The organism is Aquabacterium sp. CECT 9606 (genome assembly GCF_918741295.1).
GTDB lineage: Bacteria > Pseudomonadota > Gammaproteobacteria > Burkholderiales > Burkholderiaceae_C > Aquabacterium.
Genome location: NZ_CAKKNB010000001.1, coordinates 695,613 through 708,084 on the forward strand (window position 1 = coordinate 695,613; position 12,472 = coordinate 708,084).

The 12,472-nt window shown below is 64.3% G+C and carries 13 protein-coding genes; 8 read left to right on the forward strand and 5 right to left on the reverse strand.

From position 1 onward, the window contains the following. Positions 1 to 7 precede the first annotated feature (7 nt). Positions 8 to 541, reverse strand: coding sequence for a type IV pilus modification protein PilV (gene pilV, locus LQ232_RS03200; protein ID WP_230178917.1), 534 nt, complete (start codon positions 539 to 541; stop codon positions 8 to 10). Further along, on the reverse strand, positions 538 to 1,113 hold the full coding sequence (locus LQ232_RS03205; RefSeq protein ID WP_230178918.1) for a GspH/FimT family pseudopilin: 576 nt from the start codon (positions 1,111 to 1,113) through the stop codon (positions 538 to 540). Before LQ232_RS03205 ends, pilV begins: the two co-directional genes overlap by 4 nt. 119 nt (positions 1,114 to 1,232) lie before the next feature. Here LQ232_RS03205 and ribD point away from each other — a divergent pair, with 119 nt between their 5' ends. From ribD to LQ232_RS03240, 7 genes are all read left to right on the forward strand, one after another. Then, positions 1,233 to 2,363: a bifunctional diaminohydroxyphosphoribosylaminopyrimidine deaminase/5-amino-6-(5-phosphoribosylamino)uracil reductase RibD gene (ribD, locus tag LQ232_RS03210; protein ID WP_230178919.1), complete on the forward strand. Its 1,131-nt coding sequence runs from the start codon at positions 1,233 to 1,235 to the stop codon at positions 2,361 to 2,363. A 35-nt stretch (positions 2,364 to 2,398) separates the two neighbouring features. Then, positions 2,399 to 3,034, forward strand: a complete 636-nt coding sequence (locus LQ232_RS03215; protein ID WP_230178920.1) for a riboflavin synthase — start codon at positions 2,399 to 2,401, stop codon at positions 3,032 to 3,034. Positions 3,035 to 3,105: 71 nt separating this feature from the next. Beyond that, on the forward strand, positions 3,106 to 4,221 hold the full coding sequence (gene ribBA, locus LQ232_RS03220; protein ID WP_230178921.1) for a bifunctional 3,4-dihydroxy-2-butanone-4-phosphate synthase/GTP cyclohydrolase II: 1,116 nt from the start codon (positions 3,106 to 3,108) through the stop codon (positions 4,219 to 4,221). A gap of 33 nt (positions 4,222 to 4,254) precedes the next feature. Continuing rightward, positions 4,255 to 4,719 carry a 6,7-dimethyl-8-ribityllumazine synthase gene (ribH, locus tag LQ232_RS03225; protein WP_230178924.1) on the forward strand — a complete coding sequence of 155 codons (465 nt, stop codon included), beginning with the start codon at positions 4,255 to 4,257 and terminating at the stop codon, positions 4,717 to 4,719. Next, entirely contained in the window at positions 4,716 to 5,255 is a 540-nt protein-coding gene (gene nusB / locus LQ232_RS03230; protein WP_371820074.1) for a transcription antitermination factor NusB, read from the forward strand. The genes ribH and nusB overlap by 4 nt, the downstream gene beginning before the upstream one ends. Positions 5,256 to 5,286: 31 nt before the next feature. After that, the gene (locus LQ232_RS03235; RefSeq protein WP_230178925.1) at positions 5,287 to 6,861 is read left to right on the forward strand and encodes a serine/threonine-protein kinase; all 1,575 of its coding nucleotides are present in this window, start codon (positions 5,287 to 5,289) and stop codon (positions 6,859 to 6,861) included. A gap of 12 nt (positions 6,862 to 6,873) precedes the next feature. Further along, the gene (locus tag LQ232_RS03240; protein WP_230178926.1) at positions 6,874 to 7,383 is read left to right on the forward strand and encodes a TssQ family T6SS-associated lipoprotein; all 510 of its coding nucleotides are present in this window, start codon (positions 6,874 to 6,876) and stop codon (positions 7,381 to 7,383) included. On the opposite strand, the gene LQ232_RS03245 is transcribed toward LQ232_RS03240, so the two are convergent. After that, positions 7,367 to 8,905 (reverse strand): Ppx/GppA phosphatase family protein, encoded by a 1,539-nt coding sequence (locus LQ232_RS03245; RefSeq protein ID WP_230179711.1) that lies wholly within the window; start codon positions 8,903 to 8,905, stop codon positions 7,367 to 7,369. The two genes, LQ232_RS03240 and LQ232_RS03245, sit on opposite strands and share 17 nt — an antisense overlap. An 84-nt stretch (positions 8,906 to 8,989) precedes the next feature. On the opposite strand from LQ232_RS03245, the gene LQ232_RS03250 reads away from it, so the two are divergent. Then, complete coding sequence (locus LQ232_RS03250) at positions 8,990 to 9,763, forward strand: ZIP family metal transporter (protein ID WP_371820077.1); 774 nt, start codon at positions 8,990 to 8,992, stop codon at positions 9,761 to 9,763. 560 nt (positions 9,764 to 10,323) lie between these two features. On the opposite strand, the gene LQ232_RS03255 is transcribed toward LQ232_RS03250, so the two are convergent. Then, positions 10,324 to 11,247 (reverse strand): DMT family transporter, encoded by a 924-nt coding sequence (locus LQ232_RS03255; protein WP_230178927.1) that lies wholly within the window; start codon positions 11,245 to 11,247, stop codon positions 10,324 to 10,326. 19 nt (positions 11,248 to 11,266) lie between these two features. Then, the gene (locus LQ232_RS03260; RefSeq protein WP_230178928.1) at positions 11,267 to 12,394 is read right to left on the reverse strand and encodes an aromatic ring-hydroxylating dioxygenase subunit alpha; all 1,128 of its coding nucleotides are present in this window, start codon (positions 12,392 to 12,394) and stop codon (positions 11,267 to 11,269) included. Positions 12,395 to 12,472 lie beyond the last annotated feature (78 nt).

Consider the following 12,472-nt stretch of genomic DNA (forward strand, 5'->3'; position numbering starts at 1 on the left):
GTATGCCTCATAGTGCAACGCGGAAATACATGCAACGGACACCAGCGGATGCGCCGTAATTGGCCGGGCACGCGTCTGCGGCTTGGTCAATGGCTGAGCCTGGGTCCGTCCATACCACCCAAATGTCGACCTGATCATTGGCTGCGGTGCGGACATAGCCGGTGCCTTGTGGCAATTGGCGGAACAGGTCTTGGTTCCAGGCGGTAAGGTCATAGGCCGCCATCTCTGCGGGGGCGCATATGGTGTCGCCTGTGCAAGGCTTGGCCGCCGGTGCGGGCAATGCATCTGGCGCGGCGTAGTTGGCCGTCTGGTTGTACACCGACATGTCTGCCCCAGGGGGATGATTGGCACGCATGCGATCTGCCAAGTCATTGGCCAGCAGCATGCCAAGGGACCGCATCTCACTGGTCTTGCTGAACTTCACGGCGTTGACCTGCATGGCGGCCATGGACACGATGCCCACGGACATGAGCAGGATGGACACCAGTACCTCAATGAGGGTCGCGCCTTGTTGGCGCCGGCTATGGTTGCGGTTGTTCATGGGCAAACCTCGTTTTCAATCTTGACCCGTCCGCTCGGTGCTAGTACCACGCACCGGTTGTAGGCGTCACTGTCGGTTTCCGACCCGGTCAGGTTAGGGCGGACTCGGAAACTGTTGTTGGAGCCGACTGCCAAGCCATTGGCTCTGAAAGCAATCGCGGTTTGGCTGTTTGCAAGCGTGATGCCGCCTGATGACGGCAAGGCCTGTTGCACCGCCAGCAATTCGTCGCCCGCGTCAAATGCGTTGGCGGTCGTTCCGCGGTCAACAAACACAAGCCATCCCGTAGCCCAGTTGGTGCTGGCCGCTGCACAGGACCTGGTGGCAGCTTCTGGGTCATTGGTGGCACAAACGACCACCCTTTGCCCCCGCTTGATCGCCTCCGACCTCGCCATCCGCAACGCCGACGCAAAAATGTCCGCCTGCGTGCTCACCGACCTTTTCACCAGGAAAGTCTGCAACTGCGGCGCCCCAATGGCCAGCAAGATGACCAGAATGGCCACGGTCACCATCAGCTCCACTAATGTGAAACCTTTGTCCCTGGTTTTTGTGTGTCGAAATGCACGTTTATTCATGCTTTGGATTGTGCACGGTCGTGCTTTTCGTGAACAGTTGGCATCCGACGCGCGGCAGTCAATGGCCGACCAGCGGTCGTTTTGTCGGGCAAGATAGGCGTCTCTAAGTGGTAACGCGCATGTCCGATCAGCTCTTCATTTCGCAAGCCTTGACGCTGGCCCGCCAGGCCATCGGGCTGTCCGATCCCAACCCCCGGGTGGGTTGTGTGCTGGTGTCGGCGCAAGGCGCGGTGATCGGCGTGGGGCACACCCAGCAAGCCGGCGGTCCGCATGCGGAGGTGATGGCCTTGCGCGAGTGCGAACGCCGCGGTCTGTCGCCAAAAGGCGCCACGGCTTACGTCACCCTGGAGCCCTGCTCGCACCATGGCCGCACGCCCCCTTGTGCTGATGCCCTGGCGGCCGCAAGGGTGGCGCGGGTGGTGGTGGCATTGCTGGATCCCAATCCCCAGGTGGCGGGCGAAGGGGTGCGTCGTTTGCGTGAGGCTGGCCTCATCGTCGAGGTGTTGCCCGTTGACGATCCGCAAGCCCAAGAGGCGCGCGAGATCAACCTGGGCTTTCTATCCCGCATGGTGCGAAATCGCCCTTGGGTGCGGCTGAAAGTGGCCGGGTCTTTGGACGGCCGAACCGCGCTGGACAATGGCCAAAGCCAGTGGATCACGGGGCCTGCAGCGCGCGCTGACGGCCACGCGTGGCGGGCTCGCGCCTCGGCGGTGCTCACGGGGATTGGCACGGTGCTGGACGACGATCCCCGCCTGGATGTCCGAGAAGCGCCCACCGTTCTCCAGCCTGCGCGTGTGGTGCTGGACTCGCAATGGCGAACGCCGCCATCGGCGCGCTTGATGGCCTCGCCCGGCCAAGTCCTGGTCTATGGGCTGGCGTCAGCCGAACCGACCGCGCGTGCGCGCCAGCAAGCCCTGCAAGAGGCTGGCGCTGAGTTGGTGACCACGCCTGAAAGTCTTCAATCGCAAGTCGATCTGCCCTTTGTGCTGCAGGACCTGGCCCACCGCGGCGTCAATGAATTGCACGTGGAGGCGGGTGCGCGCCTGAACGCGGCCTTCATCGCGCAAAATCTGGTGGACGAGCTGCTGCTGTACCTTGCCCCCAAGTTGATCGGCCCCGGGCGTGGTCTGGCCGCCTTGGCCCCCTTGGCGCAGTTGTCAGGCGCCTGGACCTTGTCATTCCGCGATGCGACCCTGGTGGGCGAGGACCTTCGGGTGATCGCCAGGCCACCGGGCCGCGAACATTTCTAGTTTGGTTCGTTTCACTCACAGGTTTTGCTCCACCCATGTTCACCGGCATCATCACTGGCGTTGGCCAGATCATCGAATCACAGGCGCTTGGGGCTGACCCCAGCCACGGGCGCCGTCTCACATTGCAAACGCCCGCGGGCTTCGTGGACGACGTGGGTCTGGGCGACAGCATCGCCATCAATGGTGCCTGCATGACTGTGACGACCTTCGACGCGCCCGCGGCCCGCTTCACCATTGACGTGTCGGCCGAAAGCCTGGCGCGCACCGTGGGTTTGGGCGAATTGGGCCCGGTGAATCTGGAAAAGGCCCTGCGCGCGCATGACCGCCTGGGCGGGCACCTGGTGACGGGCCATGTGGACGGCGTGGGCACGGTGAGCCATTTCGCCCCGGTGGGTGAGTCGTGGGAGTTGCGCATCCGTGCCCCCCAAAGCCTGGCGCGTTTCCTGGCTTACAAGGGCTCGATCACGATCAACGGCGTGAGCCTGACCGTCAACCGCGTTGAAGACCAGGCCGATGGCCAGGCGGAATTCAGCATCAACCTGATCCCCCACACCGTCGAAAACACCGCCTTGGGCCAGCTCAAGGCGGGATCGCCGGTGAATCTGGAAGTGGACCTGATCGCGCGCTATGTGGAAAGAATGTTGAACAGCGCGGGCCGAATCGCGCCATAAATGCGGGGTTCTTCTCGGGTTTCCCCGGTGTTTTGCGGCAATGAGCAAGCCCGCCCGCCTACAATCGCGGGATGCCCATATCTCCTATTCCTGAGCTGATCGCCGAATTGGCCGCTGGTCGCATGGTCATCCTGGTGGATGAAGAAGACCGCGAAAACGAAGGCGACCTGGTCCTTGCGGCCGACCACGTCACACCAGAGGCCATCAATTTCATGGCCCGCTTTGGCCGTGGCCTCATCTGTCTGACGTTGACGCGAGACCGCTGCGAGCGCTTGCAGTTGCCGCCCATGGCCACGCGCAATGGCACCAAGCATGGCACCGCCTTCACCGTGTCCATCGAGGCCACCGAGGGCGTGACGACCGGCATTTCGGCGGCCGACCGCGCCCGCACGGTGCAGGCCGCCGTGGCGCGCGATGCCAAGGCGACCGACCTGGTCCAGCCGGGCCACATCTTCCCCCTGCAGGCGCAGGATGGCGGCGTGCTGATGCGCGCTGGTCACACCGAAGCCGGCTGCGACCTGGCGGGCATGGCTGGCCTGTCGCCCACGTCGGTGATCTGCGAGATCATGAAAGACGATGGCACCATGGCTCGCCTGCCGGACCTGGAGGTCTTTGCCAAAGAGCATGGCTTGAAGATCGGCACCATCGCCGCGCTGATCGAGTACCGCAGCCGCAACGAGTCGTTGATTGAATGTGTGGGCGAGCGCGCCATGCTGACGCCAGAAGGCTCCTTTGACGCCAAGGTGTTCCGCGACCGCATGGGCGGCATCCACCTGGCCTTGAGCATTGGCCAGTGGAGCTGCACCGACGAGGTCATGGTGCGCGTGCACGAACCCCTGTCGGTGCTGGATTGGCTGGACGCCGGCGCCCCGAGCCACTCGTGGCCATTGCCCAAGGCCTTGGCTGCTGTGCAGGAAGCCGGCCGTGGCGTGGTCGTGTTGCTGAACGCGGGTGAAGAGTCTGTCCGGCTGATGGACCGCCTGTTGCCGGTCAATCCCGGCGAAGTCCCCCGCACGCCGCCTGATCTGCGCACCTATGGCGTGGGCGCGCAAATCCTGCGCACCCTGGGCGTGCAACGCATGAAGCTGCTGGGCAACCAGCAGCGCTTGCCAAGCATGGTGGGCTTTGGCCTGGAGGTCACTGGTTTCCTCACGGCCGATGGCCAGACCCTGGCGCCGTCACACTGATTTTTCTCTCGCTCTTTTTCAGGATCACAACACATGCAAGGCGCTGACAAAGGACAAGCCGGCCGACTCGACGGGCGCGAATTGCGCATCGGGATCGTCCAGGCTCGTTTCAACCACGATCTGACCGGCCGACTGGCCGAGTTCTGCATCAACGAACTCGTCGCCCTGGGGGTGGTCGCCAAGCACATCCAGCACGTCACCGTGCCTGGCGCCCTGGAGGTGCCGACCGCCCTGCAGGCCATGGCCGACAGCGAGCGTTTCGATGCCCTGATCGCCCTGGGTTGCATCATCCGTGGCGAGACCTACCACTTCGAACTGGTGGCCAACGAAAGTGGTGCGGGCGTGACCCGGGTCAGTTTGGACCACCACCTGCCGATTGCCAATGCCATCCTGACGGTGGAAGATCAGGCCCAGGCCGAAGCCCGTGTGGAAGAAAAGGGCCGTGACGCGGCCCGTGTTGCCGTTGAGATGGCCAATTTGCTGGACGACCTGCTGTGAGCACTCCCGAGACCCCCAAGGACGACGCCGTCGGCACGTCCCCTGCCGCGCGCCCGGCCCGCAAGACCGCGGGTGGCGTGCCTGGTCGCGACCGTGCCAAGTCATCCCGCCGCCGCGCCCGCGAATTCGCGCTGCAAGGCCTGTACGAGTGGCAGTTGAACAGCCGTGACGCCAGCAGCATCGATGCGCATGTGCGCGAGCTGGACGAGTTTGCCAAGTCCGACCGCGCGCACTACGATGCGTTGCTGCATGGCTGCATCGACCAGCATGTGCAGCTTGACGAAGCGCTGTCCAAGTTCCTGGACCGCCCGGTCAAAGAACTTTCGCCGGTCGAGCACGCCGTGCTGTGGATCGGCGCCTACGAGCTGACCCATTGCATGGACGTGCCCTACAAGGTGGCGATCAACGAGGCGGTCGAATTGGCCAAGAGTTTTGGTGGCACCGATGGGCACAAGTACGTGAACGGCGTGCTGGACCACCTGGCGCCGGTGTTGCGTCCTGACGAAGTGCGCTCCACACGCTCGGGGCCACGCTGACACTGTGGCCGCGTCTGACTTCAATCCCGCGGTGACTCGTCCTCTGGACGAGGATGGCGAGCCCATTCCGGGTGACGATCCGGACACCGTTGCTCAGACGCGCCCGCTGCCCGAACCCGACCCCAGCGAGATCCCGAAAGAGCGGCCCGACCTCCTGCCCACCATCGGGCACATTGGCCGCTATGCGCTGAAGTACAAGATCGGCGCGGGCGGCCTGGGCACGGTCTATGCCGCCCACGACCCGCTGCTGTCGCGCCTGATCGCCATCAAGACCTTGAACGTGGACCTGCCCGCCGAACACCGCGAGCAGTTCAACGCCTTGTTCTTGAACGAGGCCAAGGCGGCCGGCAGCTTGAACAACCCGCACATCGTGACCATGTACGACGCGGGCTTGAGCGAGCAGGGCACCTACATCGCGATGGAGTTGTTGCGCGGCAAAGACCTGCGCCAACTGCTCACCCTGGGCTGGAAGCCGACGCCAGCGCAGGCCGCCTTGATCGTGCGGCGCGTGGCCGATGCACTTTCGTATGCGCACCACAAGGGCGTGATCCACCGCGACATCAAACCCGCCAACATCTTCATGGTGGGGCGCACCTCGCCCCGCGTGCTTGACTTTGGCATTGCGCGCATCCGCCAGGCCGAGTCCATGAGCCGCGATGATGAGCAAAGCCGGTTCCAGGACGTGTTTGGCGGCTCCCCGTATTACATGGCGCCCGAGCAGGTGCGGCAGGAGCCGACGGACCGCCGCGCCGATGTGTATTCGCTGGGCGTGGTGCTGTACGAACTGCTGACCACCAAGCGGCCCTTCACGGGCAACAGCCTCGACGAGATCGCCTACGCGGTTTTGAAGGGTGACGTGCCCGCGCCGCACGAGCTCAACCCTGAGGTGCCCAAGGCCCTGTCGGAGATCGTGGCCAAGGCCATGGAGCGGGATGTGGCGGCGCGAACGCGTTCGGCGCGCGCCTTGTCGCAGGCCTTGCGCGATTGGCTGAGCCAGCAGGGCGATGTGCCGCAATCGGGCGCGGGTTCTTCGTCATCGCGTCTTGCGGGGGCGGGCCTATCTGCCCAGAAGTTATCGCGCTCGTGGATGTGGTCCTTGGCCGCGGCCGGTTGGTTGACCGCCTTGGGTGGTCTGGGCTGGTTTGTCTGGCAAGAGCGCTCCAGCGCCAAACCGGATGAGGCGGTGGTGGCCGTGGCGCCTGTGGCGACCAAACCGCCGCCGACCACAACGCCAATCGCGACCTTGAATGCAACAACGCCGACCGTGCCGGCTGCGCTGTCCACACTGGCTGTGCCCCCCGCCCCTGTGCTTGCCGCGCCATTGGTGGTGGCCCCGGTCCCGGTGGCCAGTGAAGCCGTGACCGCGCCGGCAAGCAGCATCGACAAGCCTGCCGTCGTTGCCACGGGCGTCGTCAAGCTGACCATCAGCCCTTGGGGCGAGGTGTTCGAAGGCGGGCGCTCGTTGGGCGTGACGCCGCCCATGACGCAACTCAAGCTGCCTGTGGGCAAGCACACCCTGACCATCCGCAACGGCGACGCACCACCTCTGCGCAAGACAGTGGATGTGAAGGCTGGTGCGCCGGTCGGCATCAACCACCAATTCTGACCGCGAGGCTCCATGCGCATTCATGCCCATTTCGCTTTCAACCGCCTGACCACCGTCGTGGCCGTGCTGGTGTTGTCTGCTTGCACAGCGCCTGCCAAGAAGGACGCGCCGCAACCGCCCAACCTGGTGGCGTCCGCCCCGGCCCCGGCCGTGGTGGCACAGCCTGCGCCAGTGGTCAAGCCCGCCGATGCAGCCTTGGCGCAAGGCCTCAAGGCGTATCAGGCGGCGCAGTACACGATCGCTGAAACGCAGTTCAACACCGCATTGCAAGCCGGCCTCACGGTGCCCGCTGATGTGGCCACCGCCCACAAGCACCTGGCCTTCATTTATTGCACCAGCCGACGCGAGGCCGCTTGTGCCAAGGCCTTCAAGGCCGCCAGGGCGGCAGACCCCAGCTTTGCCCTCACCAAGGCAGAAGCCGGTCACCCCATGTGGGGGCCGGTCTACCGCAAGGCCTTGCCAGCGGCCAAGCCGACCAGTTCACCGCGCGCCAAGAAGGGCGCTGTCAAGCCTCAGTCTTGATGACCAGGGTGCGGTCACCCTGATTGGCCCAACGCTGCGCTTCTTCAGTCAAGAGGTGCATGGTGCGTGGACTTTGCTGAGCCCATTGTTCGTCCAACGTCAACACGGCCTTGCCGCGTGAGGTGCGCAATTGCGCGACGTTGGCCGGCAAGGCCGTGCGCGCGTGGTGCAGGATGCTGGCCAGCCGCAGGCACAAGACCTGGTTCATCATGCCCGTGTCCTGCCGGTGGTCGGCCAGCTTGGTCAATTCGCCACGTTGGCCCAGCACCAGCCCTGCCAGATGGCGCAGTTGCGATTGCGAAAAACCCGGCGCATCAACGTGGCCCAACAGGTAGGCGCTGTGGCGGTGGTGGTCGTGGTGCGAGACCATCATGCCGATCTCGTGCACGGCACAGGCCCAGCCCAGTTCGCGCGCTGCGTCGGTGTCGGCCTGGTGGGCGCCGTCTGCATGAAGGCCATCCCACAGCGCCAGGGCGCGTTGGCGAACCCGTTCAGCTTGCGACAGATCCACGTGAAAGCGACGCTGCAATTCGCGCACCGAAGTGTCGCGCTGGTCATGCTGCCGTTGGTTGCTGGCGGCCTCGATGCGCTCTTCCAGGTCGAAGATCACGCCTTGGCGCAAAGCGCCCTTGGCGGGCTTCAATGACTCGATGCCGAAGTGGATGGCCAGCGTGTACAGGATGGACAAGCCCCCACCCAGCACTGCCTTGCGGTCGGGTTTCAGGCCAGCCAGGGTCAGCGCGTCCATCGAGCCAGCCTCCAGGCACTGCTCCATGCACCAGCGCAGGCCATCGGCCGTGATGCAGCCATCGCTGATCTGGTTGGCCACCAGGATTTGTGAGACCGCGCCCACCGTGCCCGACGATCCCAGCGCTTCATTCCAGTTGGCCCGGGCAAAGGGGGTCAGGGCTTCTTCAAGCTCGGCACCTGCCGCGATCTGGGCACTGCGAAACGCCTGGGCGGTGAAGCGGCCTTGCGGAAAATGCGCCATCGACAGGCTGACGCTGCCCACCCGGAACGATTCGGCGCGCAGGGCGCTGCGGCCGTGGCCCAGGATCATCTCTGTGGAGCGGCCACCGATGTCGATGACCAGGCGCGGCAACTCGTTGGGCTGCAGGCGCGCCACGCCTTGGTAGATCAGGCGGGCTTCTTCCCGGCCGGAGATCACTTCGATCTCATGACCAAGCACCTGGTCGGCGCGGGCCAGGAAGGCATCGCGGTTGCGCGCCTCGCGCAGGGTTTGCGTGGCCACGGCGCGCACCTGCCAGGGTGCGAAGCCCTTCAGGCGTTGCGCGAAGCGGGCCAGGCAGGCCAGGCCGCGTTGGGTGGCGTCTTCGGTCAGCAAGCCCTGGGCATCCAGGCCAGCGCCCAGGCGCACGGTTTCCTTCAAATAATCGATCCGCTTGTAGCGTCCTTTGCTCAGCTCGGCGATCTCCAGCCGGAAGCTGTTGGAGCCCATGTCGATCGAGGCCAACAAATGCGGCCATTCACTGGCTTCAAGGGGAAAGGAGGTGGCGCGCATCGGCTTGGCAGCGGTGTTCGTGTTCATATTGATCATTGTCTTCGCAATGTATGACGTCGCGGTTGACAGCATTGCTAAGATCCGATGATGACCTTGATTTACATCGTATTGGCCACCTTGTTGGGCGGCGTGGCTTCCGTGGTGCTGGCCGCCGCTTTGTCGGCCCCTCTTCTGAGCCTCATTGTTCGCCATTTGGTGAGCCTGTCGACCGGGGTCTTGCTGGGCACTGCATTGCTGCACGTGCTGCCCGAGGCGTTCGAATCATCCGTGGCACCACATGCCTTGTTCATGACTTTGCTGGCCGGGCTGATGTTCTTCTTCCTGCTGGAAAAGGCCGAGCTGTACCGCCATGGTCACCACCACGAGCACGATGGGCACCACCACCATCACCACTTCGACCGCGAGCAGGCAGGCCGGGGTGGCTGGAGCGTGTTGGTGGGCGACAGCATCCACAATTTTTGCGATGGCGTGATCATCGCTGCGTCATTTCTGGCGGATCCGCAGGTGGGCATGGTCACGGCATTGGCCATCATCGCCCACGAGATTCCGCAAGAGGTGGGCGACTACATCGTGCTGCTCAACGCGGGTTTCTCTCGCACCCGAGCCCTGGTCTACAACGCGATTTCAGGCCTGGCGGCGGTGGTGGGCGGTGTGCTGGGCTATGTGTTGATCGATCCCTGGCAGCACTACCTGCCCTACATGATGGTGGTGGCCTCCAGCAGCTTCATCTATGTGGCGGTGGCCGACCTGATCCCGCAGCTGCAAAAGCGGCTGAATTGGCGCGATACGTTTTTGCAGTTGTTCTGGCTCGTGGTGGGGTTGGTGATGATTGGGGCCATTGTGCACAGCATGCATTAAGCGTTTTGTCTGGGCAGCGCGGGGTGGGGGATTCGGCGGAGGCGGGTGGGGCTCCTACGGGGGCGGTCCACCGCGTTGCGGCGGACTGCTCTGTGGTGCTCGGCCAAGGCGGGCGGCTGCGGAACTCGCGCTGCGCGCTCAAACAGTCCTCGCCGACCCCTCGCTTTGCGAGGGGCAACCCGCCGTGGCCTCCGCTCCTCGACGCTCCCGAAGTCGTCCCGCCCGCCTCCGCCGAATCCCTGATCCACCCCGCTTGTGGCGCAGCACGATTGCAGTGGTGGCAGGCCGCCAGCGGGGCGATCAAAGGGCTGGGGCGGTCTCCAGCGGGGCGCCTGGCTTGGTGCTGAGAAGCGGAGTGCCGAGGTGGGCGCGCGCAGCGCGCATCAACAACTGACCGGCCGTGGTTGTTTGAACACAGCGGCCATCGGCCGCGCAGTGAGTTCCACGGCCCCACCTCGGCACGAGCATCGCAAGGCAGTCCCGCTACCAGCGGGACCACCAAGCTGAAGCCCTGCCGGAGACCGCCCCAGCCCGCGCCCCGCGCTCTAAAAAAAAAGCACTCAGTCCTTGATCACCGAACTGGACCGCGTGGCCGCGATCCCCGCCAACACAATCAAGGCCATCCCCACCAGTGACAACGCATTCACTGGGTCATCAAACAGCCACACCCCCAACACGAAGGCATGCGCAATGCCCAGGTATTGCAAGCTGGCCATGACCAAAGCCTGACCGCGCGCATAAGCCCGCGTCATGGCCAACTGGGCCAAGGTGGCAAAGCCGCCAATGCCCAACAGCCAGACCCAGCCCATGGTGCTGGGCTGGTGCCATGCCATCTGGCCGGCGCTGGCCATGACCAGGCTGATCACCAAGCCCGCCACCGTGCCAAACATCGAAAAATAAAACACCACCCGGTGCTCTGGCTCGCCCGTGCGGCCCAGGCTGGCCACTTGCAGATAGGCCCAGGCCGACAACATGCCCGAGGCCAGGCCCAGCAGCCCTTCCAGCCATTGATCGCGCTGCAGGGTAGGGCGCAGTACCAGCGCCACGCCGACAAAGCCCACGGCCACTGCCAGCAACAAAGAAGGGGGAATGCTTTTGCCCGGCAGGCCGCGCCAGCGCCGCCACGCCAGCCGCAAACCCAAAAAGACTGCCATCCAGACCGAGGACATGTAGTTCAAGGTCACTGCCGTGGACAGCGGCATGTGGGCAATGGCGTAGAACCACAAGGTCAGGGCCGAGACACCCGCGAAGCCGCGCCACAAATGCAGCCGAGGCACCGTGGTCGCCAAGGAAAGGCGTTGATGCCAGGCCAGCAAGGCCATCATCACGGCACCCACCAGCCCCCGAAAGAACACGACTTCGCCAGTGGTGACCTCGACCGAGGCCTTCTTGACGCACACCCCCATGGCCGCGAACAGCAAGGTGGCGATCACCATCAACCCGGCGGCGGATTGACGCGAGGCCACCTTGACAAGCGCGTTCACGGGGCGGTGCGCTTTTTCATCACTCGTCGCGGAAATCCATGGTGCGGCGGTACCACTCGTGGAAGTGCTGCATGCCGTCTTCCATCGGGCTTTGGTAGGGGCCGACTTCGTTGTCGCCGCGCAGCATCAGGGCCTTGCGGCCGGCGTCCATGCGCTCGGCGATCTCGTCGTCCTCCACGCAGGTCTCCATGTAGGCGGCCTGGTGCGCTTCGACGAAATCGCGTTCGAAGGCGACGATCTCTTCGGGGTAATAGAACTCGACCACGTTGAGGGTTTTTTGTGGCCCCTGCGGGTACATGTTGGACACCACCAGCACATGCGGATACCACTCCACCATCATCGTGGGGTAGTAGGTGAGCCAGACGGCGCCTTGCGTGGGCTTTTCGCCGTTGCGGTACTTCAGGACAACGTCGTGCCACTTCTTGTAGGCCTCGGAGCCCGGGCGGTCGAACGTCTTGGCCACGCCCACGGTTTGCACCGAGTACTCGCGCGCCATGTCCCAACTCAGGTCGTCGCAGGTCACGAAGTTGCCCAGGCCGGGGTGGAAGGGGCCGACGTGGTAGTCCTCCAGGTAGACCTCGATGAAGGTCTTCCAGTTGTAGTTGCACTCGTGCAGCTCGACCTTGTCCAGCACGAAGCCGGTGAAGTCGAGGTCGCCGCCGGGCGCAAAGCGCGGCGACATGCCGGCCAGATCAGCGGCCACGTCGCGGCCGTTGTCTTCAAAGATCAGGCCATTCCAGTCGCGAACCTTGTAGTTGTTCAGGTTCAGGCAGGGGTCGTGGTCGAAGTGCGGCGCGCCGATGAGTTGGCCGTGCAGGTCGTACGTCCAGCGGTGCAGGGGGCAGACCACGTTGTGGCGGCTGTTGCCGCGCCCGCGCAGCATCACGGCCTGCCGGTGGCGGCAGACGTTGGAGATCAGCTCGACGCCTTTTTCAGTGCGCACGAGCACGCGGCCTTCGCTCTCTTGAGGCAGTGCGTAGTAATCGCCGACCTCGGGCACCGACAGGGCGTGCCCCAGGTAGCGAGGACCGGACTGAAAGATGCGTTCGAGCTCCCGCTGATAAAGTACTTCATCGAAGTAGCTGGAAACAGGCAGCTGCGTGCGGCTGCGGGCGAGAGCATTGAGCGCAGGACTCAGGTCGGACATGATCCCCAGGTTCTCCAAAAACCTATGTCAACCAAACCTCGGCCGCAGCCGAGGACCACCCCGATTCGTGACGGGAAA